The following is a 21,834-nucleotide window of genomic DNA, read 5'->3' as shown; positions in this document are numbered from 1 at the left end:
AAAACAAGAATCGGGAATCAAATGTCGTCGCGCCAGAACATCTTGTTAGTCACCGGAATGTCGGGAGCCGGCAAAACAACAACCCTGCGCGTGCTCGAAGACATGGGATGGGAAGCGCTCGACAATTTCCCGATCCGGTTGTTGAAACCCTTGATCGTCGAGGCCGCGAGCCATGATCAGCCCGCCCCGCTGGCGATCGGTTTCGATTCCAGGACGCGCGGCTTCGTGCCGACAGAGGTCATCGACCTGGTGAAAGAGTTGGTGTCGCGTGACGATTTGCTGATCACCACCCTTTTTCTCGACTGTTCGAGCGGAGAGCTAGAGCGCCGGTTCAACGAAACCCGCCGCCGCCACCCGATGGCCAAAGGACACTCTGCGCTCGAGGGCATCCGGTCCGAACGTGAACTAATGGAGCCGATGCGGCGCTGGGCCGAATCCGTCATCGATACCAGCGAGCTTGCTGCCAACGAGTTGCAGCAGCTGATTCGCGAGCAGTTCGATTATGATGACCCTTCGCGCCAAGCAGTCACCATCAGCAGTTTCGGCTTCGCCCGCGGGATGCCGCCGCTCGCCGATCTGGTGTTCGATATGCGCTTTCTCGACAATCCGCATTGGGTCGACACGCTACGCGAACAAACCGGTCTTGATGCTGCCGTAGGTGAATTCATCACCGCAAAGGGCGATTTTGACGAGGTTTTCCAGCGCATCCGCGATCTCGTCCTGTCATTGCTGCCGCGCTATCGCGCCCAGGGCAAAGCCTATGTCCATATCGCCTTCGGGTGTACCGGCGGCCGCCACCGCTCGGTCTTCACCGCTGAGACCATGGCCGAGACCTTGCGCGAGGCGGGATTTTCGCCCACTGTCATCCATCGAAATCTGGCCTCTCGCGCCGCCGACCAGTTTGAAGGCCCCAAAGCCTGAGAAGTCTGCCCCGCGCTTCGCCGCTAAAGACAAACGCCTGTAAGCGAGTTACCAACCCACCCATGATCGGACTTATTCTGGTGACGCACGGCCATCTGGCCGACCAGTTCGTGGAGGCGATGGAGCATGTCGTCGGCCACCAGGATGCGGTTGAGACTGTCTGTATCGGTCCCAATGACGATGTGGAGCAACGGCGGGCGGAGATCGCTACCGCGATCGAGACTGTCGACACAGGCAACGGGGCCATCGTGTTAACCGACCTGTTTGGCGGCACGCCTTCCAACCTTGCCATTTCGCTGCTCGAAACCGGACGCGTCGAAGTGATTGCGGGGATCAACCTGCCGATGCTGATCCGGCTGGCCGGCGCGCGCAAGTCGATGGGCGTGCAGGATGCCGTTGCAGCCGGGCAGGAAGCGGGCCGTAATTACATCACGGTCGCCTCCGAATTCCTGGGCCAGAACGAGGCGCCACCGGCGAAAAAGGCTTCATGACGGCGCTCAAGCGACAAGTCGTGATCGTCAACCAGCGCGGATTGCACGCCCGCGCGAGCGCCAAGTTTGTTGGCGCTGTGGCCGCCTTGCCCGAAGGGGTCGACGTGAAGGTTGCCAAGGACGGGACCGAAGCCGCCGGTGGCTCGATCCTGGGCCTGATGATGCTGGGTGCGGCCAAGGGCGACACAATCGAGATTGGCGTTGCCGGTGACAATGCGGAATCCGTGCTGGAGCAAATGTGCGCTCTGGTCGAAGACGGCTTCGGCGAAGAGTAAGCAGCGGTGCCGCGCCGCCAGATTACCGGTTTCTCCAACCCCACGGTCAAACTTCTGCGCTCGCTTCGCGACAAGAAGCACCGCAAGCGCGAGGGAAAATTCCTGGCCGAGGGGCTGCGCCTGCTTACCGATGCGCGCGAATGCGGCCGCATTCCGGAAACGCTGGTGATGGCCGAGGGCCGTGACGCGCACCCCCTGCTGGGCGCACTCGAACGCGCGGTAGAAGCTGCCGGCGGCGACATTATCGAAACCAGCGCCGATATCCTGACAAAAATCACCGGCAAGTCGAACCCGCAAGCTGTCGCGGGCGTTTTCGCCGAATGGGACACATCTCTGGATCAGATAGACCGTGACAGCGCCCCGATCTGGCTCGTAGCGCAGGCGCTGCGCGATCCGGGCAATCTGGGCACGATGTTGCGCACAGCCGATGCGGTTGGCGCTGGCGGGCTGATCCTGATCGATGACTGTGCCGATCCCTTCAGCGTGGAATCGGTGCGTGCCAGTATGGGCGCGGTCTTCACCCAGCATGTCGTCCAAGCGACGTGGGACGACTTCATCGCCTGGCATCGGGCAGGAAACGGGCAGCTGGTTGCCGCCTCTCTCCGCGACGCCGTGCCCTATCGCGGCGCGCCCTATCAGGCGCCATGCTTTGTGCTAGTCGGCAATGAATCGCAGGGTCTGCCCGAAGACTATGAAATGGCCTGCGATCTGCGCGTGACCATGCCGATGAAAGGCCGCGCCGACAGCCTCAACGCTGCGGTGGCAGCGGCCGTGCTGGCTTACGAAGTCTTGGCCGCGCTGGACTGATCTTCGAGCGCGTCCAACTCGGCCACATCATCTGCATTGTAATTCGGCGTCCCCTCGACCAGCGGAACCTCCTCCGCATCGCGCTTGCCCGTTTCGATGCCCTTGTCTTTGAGCTTGCGCGCGGATGACAAGACATTGCGTTCGAAACTGCCGACGAATTTGTTGTAATTCTTCACCGCGCTATCGAGCCCGCCTCCGACACGCTTTAGATGCTCTCCGGCGATGGCAATGCGGTCGAACAGATCGGTGGCCAAACGCCCGATATCGCGCGCTTCGGCGGCGAGCGCATCCTGCCGCCAAACCTGTGCGACCGTGCGGGCGATAGCGACGAGGTTGGTGGGCGTCGCCAGCAACACGCGTTTGTCGAAGGCGAAATCCCACAATTCGGGATCGTGCTCCAAGGCGGCAGCTACGAAATGCTCACCCGGCACAAACATCACGACATAGTCGGGTGCGTCTTCGAACTGGCTCTGGTAGCTCTTGGCCCCCAATTGCTGGACGTGGTTGCGCATCGAGCGAACATGGTCGCCCAGCGCCGCATCGCGCGCCTCGTCATTGTCGGCCTCGAACGCCTGCTGATAGGCATTGAGCGAGACCTTGGCGTCGATCACCAGCACCTTGCCGCCCGGAATGCGCACGATCGCATCGGGGCGCAGGCGCCCTTCCTCGGTCTCGATCGATTGCTCCAGTTCAAAATCGGTGTGTTGCGCCAGCCCGACCTGCTCCAACAGGTTCTTGAGTTGTTGCTCGCCCCACCGACCGCGGGCCTTGGGGGCATTGGTGAGGGAATTGCCGAGCCGCTGGGCCTCGCGCCGCACCTCTTCCTGACCCAGGCGCATCTGTTCGATCTGGCTGCGCAGTGACCCGAAGGCGTCGACGCGCTGCTTCTCCAGCGAAACAACTTGCTCTTCATATTTGGCGAGGCGTTCGCCCACCGGCTGGAGCAGCGCCTTGATCTTCTGCTCGCCCTGCTCTTCCGACTGCTTGAACCGCTCATCCGCCCGCGACAGGAATCGCTCCTGCGCTGCGCCCAGCACTCTCGCGCCGGTATTCTCGAATTCCTTGAGCAATTTCTCGCGGCTTTCCTCGAGCAGCCGCTTTTGTTCCGCGAAACCCGCCGCCTGCGTTTTGAGGCCGGTCAGTTCCTCACGCGTTTGGTCGAGCGATCGCGCCAGATCGTCGGCCCGTGCCGCGCGTTCGGACATGGTCGCCAATTCAGGAGCCATGCGCCCCAGCTTCTCGCCCAGCTCTTTCGCCTCTGCCTCACGCTCCGCATGGCGCGCCTGCCAGTCCGCAACTGGGCGCGAGCCTAAGTACCAACCCGCACCGGCACCAAACGCAATCCCGGCCAACAGTACAACCAATGTCAAAACTGTGGTGTCCATGATCTCTTCCAGCAGGTCGGCGGGGGTCGGCAGGTGCCGCCCCCGTTTCCCTGCAACTTACACGCGGTAGCGAGCCCATAAATAGGCTTGCCAGTCTTCTTGCTCTTTCTGAGCCCTCAAAATCTCTCGAAGCTGGTTGACAGCTTCGCTGGGCGTTTCTACTCCATCCTCGATTTCGAGAATGGCAACACCATGATTGTCGAGGCTAGCTGAAAACCATTTTCCCTCGTGCTGACGCAGACCGACGTCCCAATGTTTCATGGCACATCTCCTACTAAGGCTTTCGAACCCTAGTGGTGGCAGGTCTGCGGCCGAGGTCGCCCGTCCACGTTATGCTGACCGGTATTCCGGTTTCAGGGATGCGCTCGGAGCAAAAGGGCCGCAAGTTAGCCCGCACAAAAAATTCGAACGGGCCCAACGCCCGCGTCCTAACCGCCTATTCGGCTGGACACGCAATCATACGATAGAGATGAACTCTTTCTAGGCTGCACGTTGAGTTTTCCCCGGCTTACGCCGCAGCGCGCAGCTTGTTTAGCTTCTTGAGCGCCATATTGCGTTTCAGGCGGCTCAAATGATCGATGAACAAGATACCCTCGAGGTGGTCCATTTCATGCTGCAGGCAGGTGGCGAGGAGGCCACCCAGCGCTTCCTCGTGCTGCTTGCCCTCGACATCCTGATACCGGACGGTGCAGGTCTTGGGCCGGTCCACGTCGGCGTAAATCTCCGGCACCGAGAGGCAGCCCTCCTGGTAGGTGCCCAGTTCCTCGTCTGGATCGAGAATTTCCGGGTTGATATAGACGCGCGGGTCATTCTTGACCGGGTAATGCTTGTGGCTGCCCTCACCGTCGCCGTGGTCGTGATCGCACTCCTCGGGCTCGGCATCCATATCCGGCTCCTGCAGGTCGATTACCAGCACGCGCTTGGGCACGCCAACCTGGATCGCCGCCAGACCAATGCCGGGCGCGGCATACATCGTCTCGAACATGTCCTCGACTAGCTTCTTGAGCTCGTCATCGAAGGTTTCGACCGGAGTCGACACGGTTTTCAGCCGGGGGTCCGGCACTTCCAGGATTTCACGAATAGCCATGGCGGCGATTTAGGCGTTGGCGTGGCGGCCTGCAAGTCAGCGATTGCGATCAGAGTGAGCGATGATCACGGGCACCATGTGTAGTATGCGCGCCCGTCTTCGATACGGTCCACGATCAGACCGTGCCGATCATAGAACCGCCGCGCACCCGAATTGCCCTCATCGGTCCGTAGCCAGAAGCCTTCGGGCAATTCCAGCTTCGCCAGATTGAACAGCTCCAGCCCGATGCCCCGGCCTTGAAACTCGGGCGCGACAAACAGTTGGCTCAAACAAGCATCACTGCGGTCAATCGCCAGAAAAGCAGCGATATCTCTGCCGATACGCGCCAGCCACATATCCCAGGGCTCGTTTGCCAACCGATCCTCGAGAATTGCCGCAGTCACGCCTTCGCTATGCGCCGCGCCAGTCGACAGCCAGCTTTGGAACCATAGATCAGCGACCTCGGAAAAATCCGCGTCTGTGATCGATTCGATGCGCAGGCTCACCCCACTGGCCGCCGCGCACGCAGTGCCTGCGCCAGCGTTCCTTCGTCGAGATAGTCCAGCTCGCCACCCACTGGCAGGCCATGCGCAAGCTGGGTGATGCGGACAGGGAAATCTTCCAGCCGTTCGGCAATGTAATGGCTGGTGGTCTGCCCTTCCAGCGTGGCATTCATGGCCAGAACGACCTCGTCGATGCCGCCGCCTTCGATCCGGCCAAGCAGGCTGGCGATGTTCAGGTCTTCAGGCCGCACGCCGTCAAGCGCGGAGAGCTTTCCGCCGAGCACGTGGTAGCGCCCGGTGAAAAGCTTCGCCCGGTCGAGCGCCCACAGATCCGCCACATCTTCGACCACACACAGCGACTTCTGGTCCCGCCGATGATCCGCGCAAATGCCGCACGGATTCCGGGTATCGACATTGCCGCAGGTTTGGCATTCGACCAGCCGGTCCTGCACTTGCTCCAACGCCTCCAGCAGGCCCGGCAGGGCCGTGTCGCGCTTCTTGACCAGCCACAACACCGCACGCCGTGCCGAGCGCGGGCCAAGGCCCGGCAGCCGCGCCAGCGCCGAGGCCAGCTGTTCGATCTCTTGCGATGCCATGGGCAGAAAGATAGGGGCTGCGCAGCATTCACGAAAGGCCACCGCACCCCTTATGCGCATCACATTCATGGGCACCCCCGATTTTGCCGTGCCGACCTTACAGGCGCTGCATGATGCCGGGCACGATGTGGTTGCGGCCTATACCCAGCCGCCGCGCCCGGCCGGACGTGGCAAGAAGCTACAACCCTCGCCCGTCCAGAAACGGGCCGAGCAACTCGGCATCGAAGTGCGGCATCCCAAATCGCTGAAGTCGGCAGAGGAGCAGGAACGGTTTGCGGCGCTGCAGGCCGATGTCGCGGTGGTTGCCGCCTATGGTCTGATCTTGCCGCAGCCAATCCTCGATGCGCCTGCGCAAGGTTGCCTCAATGTCCATGCCTCGATCCTGCCGCGCTGGCGCGGAGCGGCGCCAATCCACCGCGCCATCATGGCGGGCGACCCGGTGACGGGCGTGACCATCATGCAGATGGAGGCCGGGCTCGATACCGGCCCGATGCTTGCTACAGTCCGCACCCCGATCGAGGACAAGACCACCGGCGAGCTGACCGTGGAGCTGGCGGAACTCGGCGCGCAATTGATGGTCGGCACACTGCGCGATCTCGCTATCCATATTCCGGTCGCCCAGGATGATGAGGACGCAACCTACGCGCCTAAGATCGACAAGGCGGAGGCACGGATCGACTGGACCATACCCGCCGAGGATACTGTGCGGCATATTCATGGCCTCGCCCCTTTCCCCGGTGCATGGTGTGAAATCGAGGGCGAGCGGGTGAAGCTTCTGCGGGCACAGGTTGCGGATGGCGAGGTAGCATCACCGGGCGCTGTGCTCGACGGCCGACTGACCATCGCCACCGGCACAGGTGCGATCCAGCCCCTACGCCTGCAAAAGGCGGGCAAGCCGGCCATGGACCTTGACGATTTCCTGCGCGGTAATCCGGTTTCGAAAGGCTCATCCCTAACGTGACCCGCTACGCGCTAACCCTCGAATTCGACGGCACGCCATTCCAGGGTTTGCAGCGCCAGAAGCACGGGCCGAGTGTTCAGCAGTCGGTCGAACAGGCCGCGCTCGCGGCGACTGGCCAGGACATCACGCTTTTCAGCGCCGGGCGTACCGATGCCGGTGTCCACGCGCTGGCCATGCGAAGCCATTTCGATGTCGCAAGTGACCTCACTCCGTTTCGGATGATGGGAGCCCTCAATGCCCATCTACGGCCCGACCCGGTCGCGGTGACAGCGTGCGAGATCGTGTCTGATGACTGGCACGCCCGGCATTCCTGCATTGGCCGGTCTTATGTGTATCGCATTGCCAATCGCCGCGCGCCGCTGACGCTGGAGAAAGACCGCGCCTGGCTGGTGCCCCAGTCTCTCGATCACACCGCTATGCACCGCGCTGCGCAAGCCCTTGTCGGAAAACACGATTTCACCACGTTCCGGTCGGCCCATTGCCAGTCACGCGATCCGGTCAAATCGCTCGATCTCCTCGCTGTCGAGCGGGATGGGGACCATGTGCTGGTCCATGCCGCCGCGCGCAGTTTCCTGCACCATCAGGTCCGCAGCATGGTCGGCTGCCTCGCTCTTGTCGGCATGGGCCGCTGGCGCGAGGAGCGGGTAAAGGAAGCTCTGCTTGCACGCGACAGACAGGAATTGGGCTTGAACGCCCCACCCCACGGCCTCTACTTCGTGGCCGCAGAATATCCCGATCAGGATTCCCAACAGGAGAGACCCCAATGACCACCACCGGCAAGCAACTTTTCACGACGCTGGAAAGCGACGGCACGCTGACCGTTGAAATTGAAGAAGTGACCGTAGCCGATCCGACGGGAAACCAGGTGCTGGTGAAAATGGAAGCAGCCCCGATCAATCCGTCGGATCTCGCGATCCTGACCGGCGCTGCCGATTTCGAGAATGCCGAATACTCGCCCGGCAAAGTCGTCGCCAAGATGCCCGAGCCGTTCAACACCGGCTCCAAGGCTCGCCACGGCCAGAAACTGCCTGCCGGCAATGAGGGCGCCGGTACAGTCATCGCCACCGGTGACGGTGATATGGCCAAGGCCCTGATGGGCCAGCGCGTCGCCTGTGTCCCGGGCAATGCCTATAGCGAATACTGCCTCGCCGACGCGGCAATGTGCCTGCCGCTGGGCGACAACTCTTCCGAAGATGGCGCAAGTGCCTTCGTTAACCCCATGACCGCGCTGGGTTTTGCCGAAAATGCCAAGATGGACGGGCAAAAGGCTATCGTCCACACTGCTGCCGCTTCAAACTTGGGCCAGATGCTGGTCAAGATTTGCCAGGAAGACGATCTCGAGCTGGTCAACATCGTGCGCAAGGCCGAGCATGTCGACTTGCTGAAAGGTCTGGGTGCCAAGCATGTCGTCAATTCATCCGATGATGATTTCATGAAGCAGCTGCGCACGGCCATCGATGAAACGGACGCGTTTTACGGCTTCGATCCGATCGGTGGCGGTCAAGCGACCGACAACGTGTTCAAGGCGATGGAGCAGGTCGCGGTCGGCAAGATGACCGAATATTCGCGCTATGGCTCGAACCAGCAGAAGCGCATGTTCATCTATGGTCGCCTCGATATGGGTCCGACGATCCTGACTCCGTCTTACGGCTTCGGCTGGACGCTGTCGGGCTGGCTGCTGACCCCGTTCCTGGCCAATGCCGGGATGGAAACCATGGTCCGGATGCGCCAGCGGGTGCTCGAGAATATCACCACCACCTTTGCCAGCAGTTACAAGCAGAAGGTTACGCTGGAAGGCATGCTGGAGAAGGGTGCGATCACTGACTACCGGCAGATGAAAACGGGCGAGAAATACCTCGTCACGCCACACGGCTGATCGCTGATGATGCGTTGAACAGTCAGCGCTGGCCGGTCAGCGCCGGTCGTAAGCTTCCTGGATCGCGGCGGGCTCTTTCACGCCTGCCGCGATCAGGAACTGCAACAGGACGCGCGCCTTTTGCGGATTAAGCGCGCGGGCCGCGACGAAACGATTTGCGTCGTCTTCGGGTTCGCGATCCACCAGCCCTTCATCGAGCCTGCTCGCCCGCACTACCGGCATTCCCGCTGCCGCCAATTCGACCAGCGCCTGGCGGACAGGATCAGGCATGTTCCCCTCTCCCACCCCCGCAACTACAACACCTTGCGTTGCACTGGTGACAAGCCGCGTGACATAGTCCGGTGTGATCCCGGCATGGATATAGAGGATCGGCACGTCGGGGCGATCCAGCGCGAACGGGAACCGCGCCGCTTCATCAACCCGCCATGGCGCGCCGAACCATTCCAGCGCGCTCGGCGTGACCAGACCCACCGATCCGCGGGGGAAGCCGCGAAAAGCATCGGTGCCACGCGTGCGGGCCTTGCGCACATCCCGTGCTGCAAAGACCCGGTCGCTCATCACCACCAGCACGCCACGCCCGGCGGCATCGGGGTCGCCCGCAACCCGCACGGCATTGGCGAAATTGCGGAGTCCGTCATAGCCAACTGCATCGGCCGGCCGCATGGCGCCCACCAGGACGACGGGCTTGGTGGTCGGCAGTGTCAGGTCGAGCAGGAAGGCGGTCTCTTCCGCGGTATCCGTGCCGTGGGTGACGATCACGCCATCGCACTCCGGATCATCCAGCGCAGCGGAAATGGTCGAATGGATCGCCGCCCAGATCGCCGGGCCCATATCTTCCGAGCCGATATTGGCAATCTGTTGGCCGGTCAGATCGGCATCCAGGCCCAACTCGGTGACCTTGCCCAGATATTCTTCAATCCCGATCAGGCCAGGGCGATAATCATGCCGCGTCGCAGAACCGGCCTTGCCGGCAATGGTTCCGCCTGTGGCGAGGACAAGGATTTTCGCGGTGCTCATGCCCTGCGCCGTTAGCGCGGGAAACAAAAAGTGGCCACATCGCAATTGATTTTGAACGAATGGGCGTTAGAGAGCGGCTTCCGATTGGATTCGGGCGATTAGCTCAGTTGGTAGAGCATCTCGTTTACACCGAGAGGGTCGGCAGTTCGAGCCTGTCATCGCCCACCATACTTCCGCGACCCAGACCTATCGCGGGCAAACCGCCAGGTGGAAGCTCCACCAGGCGCCGGCGCGAACAAGCGCCCGTCCAGATGCCTAATCCAGCCCCTCATCGATAAAGCCAGCTGCTTCGGCGCTCGTCCAGTCATAATCGCCCGCGATGCGCCACACTTCGCGGCCACTGGCATCATAGAGCACCGTCATCGGCAATCCGGCCTGGAAGTGGAAACCCAGCGTATTGTCCGGATCGAGCCAAGGCTCCAGCATCTCGAAATCGCGCTCGGCAAAGAACGGCACGACCTTTTCCGCACCCTGCATGTCCTGACTGACAGTGAGCACGCGCAGCCCATCGGCCCGCTCCACGGCCAGCTCGTCCAGCAGCGGCATTTCCTTGATACAGGGGGCGCACCATGTCGCCCACAGGTTCATCAGCACCGGCTGCCCCTGAACGGCAGCGAGGTTAAGCTCCCGCCCGTCAGGGTCGGTGACGGTGACTGCCGGCATCAGGTCACCGGCATTGCTGCGGTCCACTTCCCCGGCCAAGCTGGTCTTCTCGCCCGCCAATGCGCCCTGTTCTTGCGCGGCATCGGTGGCGGCCCTATCGCAACCGGATAGCAGGAAGAGGAATGCAAATAGCGTGAGCGATACTCGGGACACGAAAGGCTCCAACCAGATGTGGGGTGGCAGGTTCGCTGAAGGACCTAGTGCCATCATGCGCGAAATCAATGCCTCGATCCCGTTCGACAAGGCCCTGTGGCGACAGGATATCGCCGGCAGCCGCGCTCATGTCGCCATGCTTGCCCAGCAGGAAATCGTCTCGACCGAGGATGCAGAGGCAATCGATGGCGGATTGCAAACCATCGCAGCCGAGTATGAGCGCGACGGGGTGCCTGAGGACTGGGATCTCGAAGACATCCACATGACCGTCGAAGCACGGCTGACCGAGCTTGTGGGGCCAGTCGCAGGCCGCCTGCACACCGCGCGCAGCCGCAACGATCAGGTTGCAACCGACTTCAAGCTGTGGACCCGCGACGCGATGGACCGCGCGCTGGACGGGATCGCCGCTCTCCAGCGCGCATTGGTGGATCGGGCAGGCGAGCATGCCGCCAGCGTGATGCCGGGCTTCACCCATCTCCAGACAGCGCAGCCGGTCACTCTGGGCCATCACTTGCTGGCCTATTACGAGATGTTGCGGCGCGACAGCGCGCGCTTTTCTGCCGCGCAGGAACGCCTGAACGAATGCCCACTGGGCGCAGCGGCACTGGCCGGGACAGGCTTCGATCTGGACCGTGACATGACCGCCACGGCGCTCGGTTTCGACCGGCCAACCGCCAACAGTCTCGATACTGTGTCCGACCGCGATTTCGCGCTCGATTACCTGAATGCGGCCAGCCAGTGCGCCCTGCATCTCTCCCGCCTGGCCGAAGAACTGATCCTGTGGGCCAGCCAGCCTTTTGGCTTTGTGCGCCTGCCCGACAGTCTTTCCACCGGCAGCTCTATCATGCCGCAGAAGAAAAACCCCGATGCCGCCGAGCTGGTGCGCGGCCATGCCGGGCGCATCATCGGTTGCACAACCGCGCTGATGGTGACCATGAAAGGCCTTCCGCTTGCCTATTCCAAGGATATGCAGGACGACAAGCCACCGGTGTTCGAGGCGGCAGGGCTGCTCGATCTGTGCCTGGCGGCGATGCAGGGCATGATCGCGGGCGCTGATTTCAATACCGATCGCATGCGTAATGCGGCAGGCCTTGGCCATGCCACAGCGACCGATCTTGCCGACTGGCTGGTGCGAGCCGCCGATATTCCCTTCCGCGAGGCGCACCATATCACGGGTGCAGCGGTGAAGCTGGCAGACAGCAAGGGTTGCACGCTGGAAGACCTCTCGCTGGAAGATTTGCAGGGCATCGACAGTCGCCTCGATGATCGTGTTCGCGCGGTTTTGACGCTTGATGCGTCGGTCGCAGCGCGCAGGTCCTATGGCGGCACCGCGCCGGATCAGGTACAAGCCAGAGCCCGGGAAGCGCGCCAGGCGCTTGGCATGGAGGATTGATGCGTACCCTACTCGCTCTCGTGATCGCCACAGCGGTTGCTGCCTGTGGCCAGCAGGCCGACCTGAAACCGGTCGCGGGAACAGACCTGCCGCCTGCACCGTTTGGAACCGAGCGCAAGCCGGATGCAGAAGAGCTGTTGGCGCAAGACACTTTGGCGGAACCGGAACGCAGTGTGGAATTGCGCCGCCGGTCCGAAGAGCGTGAAGACGACCCGTTTGACCTTCCTCCCGAGTAAGAAGCCCGCCTGACAATGGATCATTTCGCTCTGAAAGACGGCGTGCTGCATGCCGAGGACATCCCCCTGCCCCGCATTGCGGAAGAAGTAGGCACGCCTGTCTATGTCTATTCGCGCGCCACGCTGGAGCGGCATGCCAAGGTGTTTGCCGACGGCCTGAGCAGCGTTCCGCGCAAGCTGATCGCCTTTGCGGTAAAGGCCAATCCCAATCTTGCGGTTCTCAAAGTGCTGCAGAATCAGGGCTTCGGGGCGGATGTCGTCTCCGGCGGAGAGCTGATGCGCGCGCTGGCGGCAGGCATGACCCCGGACACCATCGTGTTCTCGGGCGTGGGCAAGACCCGCGAAGAGCTGATTCTGGGCCTCGATCGTCAGATCGGCCAATTCAACATTGAATCGCGCGAAGAGGGCCGCGAGCTGGCCGAGCTGGCCGCGCAGCGGGGGCAACAGGCCCAGGCCTGCCTGCGCATCAACCCCGATGTCGATGCCAAGACCCACGAGAAGATCTCTACCGGCAAAGCTGAGAACAAGTTCGGAATTCCGCTGGTCCATGCGCGCGAGGCATTTGCCGAACTCGCCTCGCTGGACGGGATCAATTTGCGCGGCGTGGCCGTTCATATCGGCAGCCAGTTGGGTGATCTCGAGCCGCTGGAAACCGCCTTTGGCAAGCTCGCCACTCTAATCGCAGATCTGCGCGCCGCAGGTCATGCCATTACCCATGTTGATCTCGGCGGCGGACTGGGTGTGCCCTACAAAGTCGGAGAAAACCCGCCTTCGCCAGCAGAATACGGCGCGATGGTGGCAAGGGTCACCGGCGACTGGGATGTGCACCTGACATTCGAGCCGGGCCGCGTGATTGCGGGCAATGCCGGTGTCCTTCTGACCAAGGTCATCCGCGTAAAGCGCGGTGGCAATGGCCCGCCCTTCGTGATCGTCGATGCCGCTATGAACGATCTTGCCCGCCCGGCGCTTTATGGTGCGTGGCATGATTGTGATGCGGTTGTGCCCAGCGGTGAGCGAATGACGGCCAACATCGTCGGACCGATCTGCGAGACCGGCGATACTTTTGCGCGTGACCGTGATTGCGACGCACTGCAATCGGGTGATCTGGCCGTCTTCCGTACAGCGGGCGCCTATGGCGCGACCATGGCCAGCAGTTACAATTCGCGCGGGTTTGTACCCGAAGTGCTGGTCGACGGTGATCGCTACGCCGTGGTGGCCGAGCGTCTGTCTGCTGATGCCATCATGTCCGCCGAACCTGTGCCGGACTGGCTTTAGAACGCCAGCCATGATCGGATCGCTGCCCCTTTTCCATCGTGTCCGCGGCCTGCGCGTCGTGGTCGTGGGCGAAGGCGAGATGGGCGAAGCCAAGCGCCGCCTGGTCGAGCGTGCCGGCGGGATTCCCTGCGGCGAGCCCGAAGCGCATCTGGCCAAGCTGGCGTTTGTGGCGCTGGAGGATGACCGCGAAAGCGAGGCCGTCGCAATGCGGCTGCGTAACAAGGGCCTGTTGGTGAATGTCGCTGACCGGCCAGACCTGTGCGAATTCACCACCCCGAGCATTCTCGACCGTGAACCGGTGCTGGTGGCCGTCTCGACATCGGGCGCATCGGCCGGCTTGGCCAAGCACCTGCGATTGCGGCTGGAACGGATCCTGCCGCAAAGCCTCGGAAAGCTGGCCGCGAAATTGCGCGATTCCCGCGATGCGATGCGCACGCGTTTCCCTGCAGGCGACACCCGGCGACGGGCATTGGATACGGCGCTGGGTGAAGGCGGCACGCTCGATCCGTTTGAGGCTGGTTCGGCTGATCGCGTGGATCAGTGGTTGGCTGGGAACGATACGGCGGAGCAGGCCGCGACAGTGCGGTTCAGTATTACCAGTACCGATCCCGAAGACCTGACCCTGAGACAGGCGCGCCTGCTGGGGATGGCCGATGTCGTGCTGCATGATCCTGCGATCGATCCGGCAATCCTTGACCGGTCCCGCGCCGACGCCCTGCGTCGGACTCTGCCATACCACGGGGACTTGCCCGAGGGCCTGGTCGTAGTCCTCGAGCGCGGCTGAAGTGTCCCGCCAAATCAGTTGGCCGCTACACCAGCCGGGAAGCATCCTTACCCAATTCGGCAAAGAACCGTGCCATGGCTTCCGAGGCGTTGTCGGTCAGCGCGATAAAGGCGCGCCGCTTGTCTGCCTCATCCTCGACCCGTTGCAACAGGCCAGCCTCGGTCATCTGGCTGATCCAGCGGAGCGCCGTGGTCGGTGGCACACCGCTGGCAATGCACAGTGACGTTACTGACACACGCTGGTGCTCCGCCCGCGCCGCCGTCAGGTCGAGCAGGATATCCCAGGCCGGATCGGCAAACAGGTCGCCATCCAGGAAGCGCGCCCGCAACTGTCGCTGGCGAATGATCTGTCGCACCAGCCGGGGCTCCGGCAGGGGAGGCTTGGGCGTACGCGTGAGGCGTCCCGTGCCATCTGCGTCATCCGGGCCAGAATAGCCGGGTGCTGGCGATTCGAACCGGAATGCACTGCCTGAACCACTCCGGTCTTCATCGGACAAGGCATCGAGCTTGCGGGCAATTTCGGCCACTTGCTCTGACAAGCGCAGTAAGGACACCGTATCCTCATCCGAAGGTTCGCGCATGCGCATGTGCGAAATTTCGGCCAAGAGCTGCCCCAGGGCAACTACGCGCTCGCCCCTAGTGGGTTGTACCAATATGCGTGGGCCTGACTGGTCGAGGCAGGCAAACACGTCTTCCAGCGCGTCAACCGTCGTCGACACCACCAGTTGGGCGCCCGACTGCGCCACCCGCATGTCCAGCCGCATCAAGGCCGCGAGCGTTTCGGCCCCGACCGTCGGACAATCGAGCAGCACGATCTCTCCCAGAGCCCGCACCTCGCCCGAAGCAATCGATGCCAGCGAACCTTCCTGCGCAATGCGAAATCCCGCCCCGGCAACATCATCGGCAATCTGCCCACGAAAATGCGGACGATCGGCAAAAATCGAAACTGCCAGAGCCAGCCCCGCTGAATCACTCGACGGTGCGTAGTCCAATTCCGTTACCTGCATGGTCGATTCCTCCAAGATATAAGAACAGGAATAGAACAAAGAGGGTTCATGTCAAGAATACTACGATTTTCTTTGGCGGACATTGAACCAACGGGGCCTCTGCGCCGACAATAGGGTGTGACCAAAGCCTCGGCTCCTCCCGGCAGTGCTGCCCACCAATCGGTATTGTTCGATGAATTGCTGGTCGTACTTGTGCAATCAGGCGATCGGTCGGCCTGCGAGAGGCTGGCGTGCCGGTGGCATCCCAGGCTGATGCGGACGGCCCACCGATTGGTCGGCCCGGCACTGGCGCCGGATGCTGCACAAGACGCGTGGCTCTCGATCCAGCGCAGTCTGCATACGCTGCGCGAACCGGCCCGTTTCGCACCATGGGCGTTTGGCATCCTGCGCCGACGTTGCGCTGATTCGATCAGAACTGCGGTCAGAGACCGGGCCACCGAAGCAGCCGATGCCGAAGACCATCATACGCCAGAGCCGCTGGAGCGAATGGCCATTGCCGCGGCGATGGCCGATCTTCCGGGCGAACAACGTCTCGCGGCCCACCTGTTCTTTGTCGAGGGCCTTACCCTCGCCGAAATCGCCATGGCGCAGGCCGTTCCGTTGGGAACTGCAAAATCGCGCCTCTTTCATGCCCGCCGCCAGCTCAAGGCGGCTCTATCAGGAGATACTCCATGACCGATATCGATATCGATACCCGCATCCGCGGCGCTCTCGACGCCGAAGACGAGAACTTCCTCGCCAGTCTCGACAATGATCGCGGCATGTTCCGGCAGATCGGTGACAGCTGGCATGGGCCGCTCGGCGGCTGGGCCAAATTTGCTTTCGGTATCGCAATCGTGATCGGGGTCGGCCTGGCCTTTTCCTTCTACCGGGCAGTGACGGCGGGAAGCACCGATGCCATGATCGGATGGGGCCTGACTTCGATCGCATTGCTGATCATGCAGGGCTTCCTCAAGGAATGGATGTTCGCCCGCATGAACATGCTAACCATCCTAGGCGAAGTGAAGCGGCTGCAAATCCAGGTCGCGCGCCTCAGCAGCGAAAAAGGTTGAGCGCTAGAGCCGGATCTCGATTGGCGTGCCATCGGGCACCAAGCGCCACAGTTCCTCCATCTCGGCATTGGTGAAGGCGATGCAGCCATCAGTCCAGTCGCCCACCATCCGCCCGGACGGAAGCCAGTTGGGCTGGCCATGCAAGAAGATGTCGCCCCCCGGATCGCGCCCTTCCCTCTCTGCAAAGGCGCGATCTGCGGCGTTGGGATAGGATACCCGCAAGCTCAGGTGATAGGAGCTGGCCGGATTGCGCGTGTCTATAGTGTAAAGGCCCTCGGGGGTCCGTTCGTCCCCTTCGAACTGTTTGTGACCGGCAGGTGACGCGCCGAACTGGAGGCCAACATAGCTCTTCACCTCCTCACCGTTGCGAAACAGCTTAAGCGTGCGGTCCGACTTGTCGACCAGCAGGAAATCGACCGGCAGCGTGCTTGCCGGCAGCGGCCCCTGCACAGGCGCGCAGGCAGCCAGTGCAAGCGTTGCTAACAGGGCGAAGGCGCGGATCATGCGACTGCGTATACCTTGCCCTGCCCGATCAATCCATGAACGGGTCACGCACCAGGATGGTGTCATCGCGTTCCGGGCTGGTGGAAACCAGCGCGACAGGCGTTTCGATCAGCTCCTGCACGCGCTGGATATATTTGATCGCATTGGCCGGCAGGTCGGCATAGCTACGCGCGCCCGCCGTGCTTTCACTCCAGCCTTCCATTTCCTCGTAGATCGGCTCGACTTCGGCCTGATCGGTCGCGTGGCTGGGGTAATAGTCCATGATCTTGCCACGCAGGCGGTAGCCGGTGCAGATTTTCACGGTTTCAAACCCGTCGAGCACGTCGATCTTCGTCAGGGCGATACCGGTGACGCCGGAGATTGCGCAGCTCTGGCGTACGATCACTGCATCGAACCAGCCGACCCGGCGCTTCCGCCCGGTGACGACGCCGAATTCATGCCCTTTTTCGCCCAGCGTCTGGCCGATGTCATCTTCCAGTTCGGTCGGGAAGGGGCCGCTGCCAACACGGGTGGTGTACGCCTTGACAATCGCGAGCACGAAGCCGGTGGAATTCGGCCCCAGCCCCGAACCACTGGCCGCAGTCCCGCTGACCGTGTTGGAGCTGGTGACGAAGGGATAGGTGCCATGATCGACATCGAGCAGCACGCCCTGTGCGCCCTCGAACAGGATCTTCGCCCCGGCCTTGCGGACCTTTTTCAGCCGTTTCCACACCGGTTGTGCGTATTTCAGCACGAAAGGCGCAATCTCGGTCAGGTCTGCCAGCAGGCGGTCACGATCAACCGGTGGTTCGCCAAACCCTGCGCGCAGGGCATCGTGATGGGCACAGAGCCGGTCCAGCTGCGGCTCCAGCTTGTCGAGATGGGCGAGATCGCACACGCGAATGGCGCGGCGGCCGACCTTGTCTTCATAGGCGGGGCCAATGCCGCGACCGGTGGTGCCGATCTTGCCGCTACCTGCGGCGGCTTCGCGCAGCCCGTCCAGATCGCGGTGGATCGGCAGGATCAGCGGGCAATTGTCCGCCACGGCCAGATTATCATCGGTGATCGTCACGCCCTGCGCTTCGATCTTGGCAATCTCGTCTTTCAGCGCCCACGGATCGAGCACCACACCGTTGCCGATCACCGACAATGTGCCGCTGACAATGCCGGAGGGAAGCAGGCTCAACTTGTAGGTCTTGCCGTCAATCACCAGCGTATGACCGGCGTTGTGGCCGCCCTGGAAACGGACAACAGCATCAGCCCGGCTGGCGAGCCAGTCGACGATCTTGCCCTTGCCCTCATCACCCCATTGGGCGCCGATTACGGTCACATTGGCCAATTGATATTCCTTTTAGAAAGGTGGCGGCCCGATTGCATCGCGTGCCGCACAAACGCGCGCCGGATTAGGCGACGGGGCGTGCGGCGGCAAGGGCGGATCGTGGACTTATCGGATGGTCTGCGAAGATTCGCTGGGATAGTAAAAAACATGTTCATCAGGGTCGTAAAGAAATGGCGGACGATGATCGGCTAGCCGGGGGTTGATGGCGGTGCATTTGGGGATGCAACGCGCACGGTTTGGGAGTCGAGGTTCGAATGAGGGATGGGTCGCAAGACGCGCCGGAGAGCGCGCAAATCTACGTAGAATGTGAAGATCACGAGGCTCCATCGCAGGATGGAACTCCGCAACTATCGGCGCCTGCTGCAGCCACTGCGGTGGCGCTGGGGCTGGCGACGGCCGCGTGCGGCGGCGGGTCTTCCAGCAGCGGCGGTGGTGCCACCGGTGGCGCGCCGACCGGCGGGGGCGGCACACCGCCACCAGTAATCCTGAAGCCCGAAACCGATGCGCAGGCTGCTCGCTTCATCCTGAGAGCGGCCATTGCAGCATCGCCCGGCGCGATTTCGCAGATCAAGGCCGACGGTTACGAGCCCTGGCTCGATAGCCAGATGGCTTTGGGCAACGACCAGACAGCGGCCCAGTTCTTCTCCAGCAGAGGCTATGACCGGATCGACGGCAATCGCCATTTCGACCGTTCCGGCCCGGCAGACAACATGATCTGGAGCCAGCTGATGCGGGGCAACTCCAGCGTGCGCAAACGCGCCGCGTTGGCGCTGTCGGAATTCTTCGTGGTCTCGCTCAACAGCGTCAACATCACCTGGCGCAGCCCGGCAATGGGTGCTTATTGGGACATCCTGAACCAGCACGCATTCGGCAATTTCCGTGACCTGATCGAAGACATCACGCTCAACCCGGCGATGGGCGTGTTTCTCAATACCCGCGGCAATCGCAAGGCCGACGCGCGCAGCGGGCGCGTCCCGGACGAGAATTTTGGCCGCGAAGTAATGCAGCTTTTCTCGATCGGTCTCTACGAACTGAACGCCGACGGCACCCTAAGGGCCGGGCCCAATGGTGACCCGATCGAGACCTACGACAATGACGATGTCACCGGCATCGCCAAGGCCTTCACCGGGTATGACTATGACTATACCGGCATCAGCTCCACCCCTGATCCCAACAATGGCAACCGCCAGATCCCGGATCCGGACTATGCCCGCCAGGCGATGACGGCAGACCCTTCGAAATGGCGTCGGCCTCGCAGTGAAAGCTATCACTCCGACGAGGAGAAGACGTTTCTTGGCGTGACTATCCCCGCCAGTACCGGGGCTGCGGAAACATTGCGGATCACATTGGACACTTTGTTCAACCATCCCAATGTCGGCCCGTTCTTCGGCAAGCAGATGATTCAGCGCCTGGTGACCAGCAATCCCAGCCCGGCCTATGTCCAACGGGTTGCCAGCGTGTTCGACAATAACGGCTCTGGCACGCGCGGTGATTTGCGCGCTGTATTCAAGGCGATCCTGCTGGATGACGAAGCCTTGGCAGAGAGCGGCCTGACCGATCAACGTTTTGGCAAATTGCGCGAACCGATGATCCGGTTCGCCCAGTGGGGCCGCACTTTCGGTGCCAATTCTGCAAGCGCGGACTGGACCGTCGGCAACCTCTCCGACAGTTCGAACCGGCTTGGCCAGGCGCCCCTGCGATCCCCGTCGGTCTTCAATTTTTTCCGGCCCGGCTATGTCCCGCTCAATTCGCAGGCAGCGGCAAACGATCTGATCGCCCCGGAATTCCAGATCGTGAACGAATCCACCGTGGCAACCTATGTCAATTTCATGGAGCGTTCGGTCGACAATCGCGGCTATTGGGTGCGGGACGTCAAGGCGCCCTACACCGAAGAGCTCAAGATTGCGCATGATGCCCCGGCCTTGCTCGACCGGCTAGACCTGTTGCTGACCGGACAGCAGCTAAATTCGAACACTCGCGACACGATCCTCGCCGCGCTCAATGACCAGGCCGTGGCCGAAACCGACGATGACGAAACCAAGCTGCGCCGCATTCACATCGCGGTGCTGCTGGTGATGGTTTCCAACGACTATCTGGTCCAGAAGTAAGGGAGCGCCTGAGATGTATATCGGCAAGAGCACCGAATTGTCCCGCCGCGCTTTCATGCGCCGTACCAGCCAGCTTGCAGTGGCAGGCGCAGCATCATCCTATGCCCTGGGCCTGGCCGGAATGGGAGAAGCTGCCGCCTTCAGCGCGAGCGGAGGATACAAGGCACTCGTCTGTATCTTCCTTTATGGCGGGAACGACTATGGCAACACGCTGATCCCCTATGATCTGGCCAATTATAACCGCTACCAAGAGATACGGGGCGGCGGTGCGGGCGGTGCAGGAATTGCCCTGCCGCGATCGAGCTTGGCGGGCAGTGTCCTCAACCAGCCAGCCGACCAGGTCCTGACCGACGATATCCGCTATTCCCTTGCCCCCACCATGCCGCGCCTGAAAAGCCGGTTTGACGAAGGGCGCATGGCACCGTTGCTCAATGTCGGACCGCTGGTTGTTCCACTGACCAAGGCGCAATACCAGAGCAACAACACCACCAGCTTCCCGCGCCCGGCCAAGCTGTTTTCACACAATGATCAGCAATCGACCTGGCAATCCTCGCAGCCAGAGGGGTCACGAACCGGCTGGGGCGGCCGGATGGGCGATCTGGCCCAATCTAGCAATCGCAACGCCATGTTCACCGCCATCAATGCGACCGGCAATGCCGTGTTCCTGTCGGGGGATAACGCCCTTCCCTACCAGGTGTCGCGCGGCGGCGCGGTGCAGGTCCGGGGGCTGGAAAACCGGGTTTACCGTTCCTCTGCGGCCAGTGCAGCGCTTGACGGGTTGCTTCGAACCCATAACGGCCACGTGCTGGAGGCGGACTATGCCCAGACCATGGCGCGATCGATCCAGTATGGCGGCTTCGTCAACGATGCGCTCGAAAACAGCGCCTTGCAGACCGATTTCGGCGACGGCAACGGTTTGGCCGACCAGCTTTCGGTGGTCGCACGCCTGATTGCAGCGCGCGGAGACCTCGGCGTCACGCGGCAGGTGTTCATGGTCTCCATGGGCGGGTTCGACAATCACGATGGCCTGATCGGCAGGCATGAAGGCCTGTTGAGCCAACTCGATTTCGCCATGGATGCGTTTTTCCGCGCCACTATCGAACTCGGCATTGCCGACCGGGTGACAACCTTCACCGCCTCCGATTTCGGGCGCACGCTGGCATCGAATGGCGATGGCTCCGATCATGGCTGGGGCGGCCACCACTTCATGATTGGCGGCGCCGTGAATGGCGGGCGGTTCTATGGCACTGCACCGCAGGTGTCAGTCGATAGTGATGACCAGGTGGGCCGTGGCCGCTTGCTGCCGACAACCTCGGTCGATGAATATTCTGCCACGCTGGCAAAGTGGTTTGGTGTTTCGGAGAGCGAGATGCCGGGTATCTCGCCCAATATCGGACGCTTCGCTCAGCCCGATCTGGGTTTCATGGCACCGCCGGGATGATCA

25 protein-coding genes and 1 tRNA gene are annotated in these 21,834 nt (G+C 62.0%); 16 read left to right on the top strand and 10 right to left on the bottom strand.

Going from position 1 to position 21,834, the window contains the following annotated elements; genetic code table 11:
- Positions 1-21: 21 nt before the first annotated feature.
- The 4 genes from rapZ (at position 22) to ABD653_RS13305 (ending at position 2,494) form a co-directional block, all read left to right on the top strand.
- Positions 22-921: an RNase adapter RapZ gene (rapZ, locus tag ABD653_RS13320; protein WP_160779125.1), complete on the top strand. Its 900-nt coding sequence runs from the start codon at positions 22-24 to the stop codon at positions 919-921.
- 62 nt (positions 922-983) lie between these two features.
- Positions 984-1,412: a PTS sugar transporter subunit IIA gene (locus tag ABD653_RS13315; protein ID WP_160779124.1), complete on the top strand. Its 429-nt coding sequence runs from the start codon at positions 984-986 to the stop codon at positions 1,410-1,412.
- The gene (locus tag ABD653_RS13310; RefSeq protein WP_160779123.1) at positions 1,409-1,687 is read left to right on the top strand and encodes an HPr family phosphocarrier protein; all 279 of its coding nucleotides are present in this window, start codon (positions 1,409-1,411) and stop codon (positions 1,685-1,687) included. Before ABD653_RS13315 ends, ABD653_RS13310 begins: the two co-directional genes overlap by 4 nt.
- 6 nt (positions 1,688-1,693) lie before the next feature.
- Positions 1,694-2,494, top strand: a complete 801-nt coding sequence (locus ABD653_RS13305) for a TrmH family RNA methyltransferase (protein WP_160779122.1) — start codon at positions 1,694-1,696, stop codon at positions 2,492-2,494.
- Here the strand turns inward: ABD653_RS13305 and ABD653_RS13300 are convergent.
- From ABD653_RS13300 to recR, 5 genes are all read right to left on the bottom strand, one after another.
- Positions 2,467-3,879, bottom strand: coding sequence for a DNA recombination protein RmuC (locus ABD653_RS13300; RefSeq protein WP_160779121.1), 1,413 nt, complete (start codon positions 3,877-3,879; stop codon positions 2,467-2,469). The genes ABD653_RS13305 and ABD653_RS13300 overlap by 28 nt on opposite strands.
- A gap of 57 nt (positions 3,880-3,936) precedes the next feature.
- Positions 3,937-4,140, bottom strand: a complete 204-nt coding sequence (locus tag ABD653_RS13295) for a hypothetical protein (protein ID WP_160779120.1) — start codon at positions 4,138-4,140, stop codon at positions 3,937-3,939.
- A gap of 247 nt (positions 4,141-4,387) precedes the next feature.
- Positions 4,388-4,966: a peptide deformylase gene (locus tag ABD653_RS13290; protein WP_160779119.1), complete on the bottom strand. Its 579-nt coding sequence runs from the start codon at positions 4,964-4,966 to the stop codon at positions 4,388-4,390.
- A gap of 65 nt (positions 4,967-5,031) precedes the next feature.
- Complete coding sequence (locus ABD653_RS13285; RefSeq protein ID WP_160779118.1) at positions 5,032-5,451, bottom strand: GNAT family N-acetyltransferase; 420 nt, start codon at positions 5,449-5,451, stop codon at positions 5,032-5,034.
- Positions 5,448-6,044, bottom strand: a complete 597-nt coding sequence (recR, locus tag ABD653_RS13280; RefSeq protein WP_160779117.1) for a recombination mediator RecR — start codon at positions 6,042-6,044, stop codon at positions 5,448-5,450. Before recR ends, ABD653_RS13285 begins: the two co-directional genes overlap by 4 nt.
- 52 nt (positions 6,045-6,096) lie before the next feature.
- Here recR and fmt point away from each other — a divergent pair, with 52 nt between their 5' ends.
- From fmt to ABD653_RS13265, 3 genes are read left to right on the top strand one after another with little or no spacing between them, the layout of a single operon-like run.
- The gene (gene fmt / locus ABD653_RS13275; protein ID WP_160779116.1) at positions 6,097-7,005 is read left to right on the top strand and encodes a methionyl-tRNA formyltransferase; all 909 of its coding nucleotides are present in this window, start codon (positions 6,097-6,099) and stop codon (positions 7,003-7,005) included.
- Positions 7,002-7,772 (top strand): tRNA pseudouridine(38-40) synthase TruA, encoded by a 771-nt coding sequence (gene truA / locus ABD653_RS13270; RefSeq protein WP_160779115.1) that lies wholly within the window; start codon positions 7,002-7,004, stop codon positions 7,770-7,772. Before fmt ends, truA begins: the two co-directional genes overlap by 4 nt.
- A complete protein-coding gene (locus ABD653_RS13265; protein ID WP_160779114.1) occupies positions 7,769-8,881 on the top strand; it encodes a zinc-binding dehydrogenase in 1,113 nt (370 codons plus the stop codon). The genes truA and ABD653_RS13265 overlap by 4 nt, the downstream gene beginning before the upstream one ends.
- A 36-nt stretch (positions 8,882-8,917) precedes the next feature.
- Here ABD653_RS13265 and ABD653_RS13260 read toward each other — a convergent pair whose 3' ends face one another.
- On the bottom strand, positions 8,918-9,898 hold the full coding sequence (locus ABD653_RS13260) for an asparaginase (RefSeq protein ID WP_160779113.1): 981 nt from the start codon (positions 9,896-9,898) through the stop codon (positions 8,918-8,920).
- Between the two features lie 92 nt (positions 9,899-9,990).
- On the opposite strand from ABD653_RS13260, the gene ABD653_RS13255 reads away from it, so the two are divergent.
- Positions 9,991-10,066 (top strand) — tRNA-Val (locus tag ABD653_RS13255).
- 87 nt (positions 10,067-10,153) lie between these two features.
- On the opposite strand, the gene ABD653_RS13250 is transcribed toward ABD653_RS13255, so the two are convergent.
- Entirely contained in the window at positions 10,154-10,771 is a 618-nt protein-coding gene (locus tag ABD653_RS13250) for a TlpA family protein disulfide reductase (RefSeq protein ID WP_160779112.1), read from the bottom strand.
- On the opposite strand from ABD653_RS13250, the gene argH reads away from it, so the two are divergent.
- The 4 genes from argH to ABD653_RS13230 are packed head-to-tail and all read left to right on the top strand — an operon-like array spanning position 10,770 to position 14,402.
- Positions 10,770-12,107: an argininosuccinate lyase gene (gene argH, locus ABD653_RS13245; protein ID WP_234032160.1), complete on the top strand. Its 1,338-nt coding sequence runs from the start codon at positions 10,770-10,772 to the stop codon at positions 12,105-12,107. The two genes, ABD653_RS13250 and argH, sit on opposite strands and share 2 nt — an antisense overlap.
- Positions 12,107-12,343 carry a hypothetical protein gene (locus tag ABD653_RS13240; RefSeq protein ID WP_160779110.1) on the top strand — a complete coding sequence of 79 codons (237 nt, stop codon included), beginning with the start codon at positions 12,107-12,109 and terminating at the stop codon, positions 12,341-12,343. The genes argH and ABD653_RS13240 overlap by 1 nt, the downstream gene beginning before the upstream one ends.
- Positions 12,344-12,358: 15 nt before the next feature.
- A complete protein-coding gene (gene lysA, locus ABD653_RS13235; protein ID WP_160779109.1) occupies positions 12,359-13,618 on the top strand; it encodes a diaminopimelate decarboxylase in 1,260 nt (419 codons plus the stop codon).
- 10 nt (positions 13,619-13,628) lie between these two features.
- Positions 13,629-14,402, top strand: coding sequence for a precorrin-2 dehydrogenase/sirohydrochlorin ferrochelatase family protein (locus ABD653_RS13230; RefSeq protein WP_160779108.1), 774 nt, complete (start codon positions 13,629-13,631; stop codon positions 14,400-14,402).
- 25 nt (positions 14,403-14,427) lie between these two features.
- Here the strand turns inward: ABD653_RS13230 and ABD653_RS13225 are convergent, their stop codons facing one another.
- Positions 14,428-15,408, bottom strand: a complete 981-nt coding sequence (locus ABD653_RS13225; RefSeq protein WP_160779107.1) for a winged helix DNA-binding protein — start codon at positions 15,406-15,408, stop codon at positions 14,428-14,430.
- A 117-nt stretch (positions 15,409-15,525) separates the two neighbouring features.
- Here ABD653_RS13225 and ABD653_RS13220 point away from each other — a divergent pair, with 117 nt between their 5' ends.
- Positions 15,526-16,083: a sigma-70 family RNA polymerase sigma factor gene (locus ABD653_RS13220; RefSeq protein ID WP_325065387.1), complete on the top strand. Its 558-nt coding sequence runs from the start codon at positions 15,526-15,528 to the stop codon at positions 16,081-16,083.
- A complete protein-coding gene (locus ABD653_RS13215; RefSeq protein WP_160779105.1) occupies positions 16,080-16,460 on the top strand; it encodes a DUF6768 family protein in 381 nt (126 codons plus the stop codon). Before ABD653_RS13220 ends, ABD653_RS13215 begins: the two co-directional genes overlap by 4 nt.
- Before the next feature lie 3 nt (positions 16,461-16,463).
- Here ABD653_RS13215 and ABD653_RS13210 read toward each other — a convergent pair whose 3' ends face one another.
- Both ABD653_RS13210 and ABD653_RS13205 read right to left on the bottom strand, forming a co-directional pair.
- Positions 16,464-16,964 carry a L,D-transpeptidase family protein gene (locus tag ABD653_RS13210; protein WP_160779104.1) on the bottom strand — a complete coding sequence of 167 codons (501 nt, stop codon included), beginning with the start codon at positions 16,962-16,964 and terminating at the stop codon, positions 16,464-16,466.
- A gap of 28 nt (positions 16,965-16,992) precedes the next feature.
- Entirely contained in the window at positions 16,993-18,282 is a 1,290-nt protein-coding gene (locus tag ABD653_RS13205) for an adenylosuccinate synthase (protein WP_160779103.1), read from the bottom strand.
- Positions 18,283-18,536: 254 nt separating this feature from the next.
- Between ABD653_RS13205 and ABD653_RS13200 the strand changes: the two genes are divergently transcribed.
- Complete coding sequence (locus ABD653_RS13200) at positions 18,537-20,390, top strand: DUF1800 domain-containing protein (protein ID WP_160779102.1); 1,854 nt, start codon at positions 18,537-18,539, stop codon at positions 20,388-20,390.
- Between the two features lie 13 nt (positions 20,391-20,403).
- A complete protein-coding gene (locus tag ABD653_RS13195; protein WP_160779101.1) occupies positions 20,404-21,831 on the top strand; it encodes a DUF1501 domain-containing protein in 1,428 nt (475 codons plus the stop codon).
- The last annotated feature ends 3 nt before the right edge of the window (positions 21,832-21,834 follow it).

The organism is Parerythrobacter jejuensis (assembly GCF_039536765.1).
Taxonomy (GTDB): Bacteria; Pseudomonadota; Alphaproteobacteria; order Sphingomonadales; family Sphingomonadaceae; genus Parerythrobacter; species Parerythrobacter jejuensis.
Note: the sequence above shows the minus strand (reverse complement) of the source record. Positions and strands in the feature narration are given on the sequence as shown.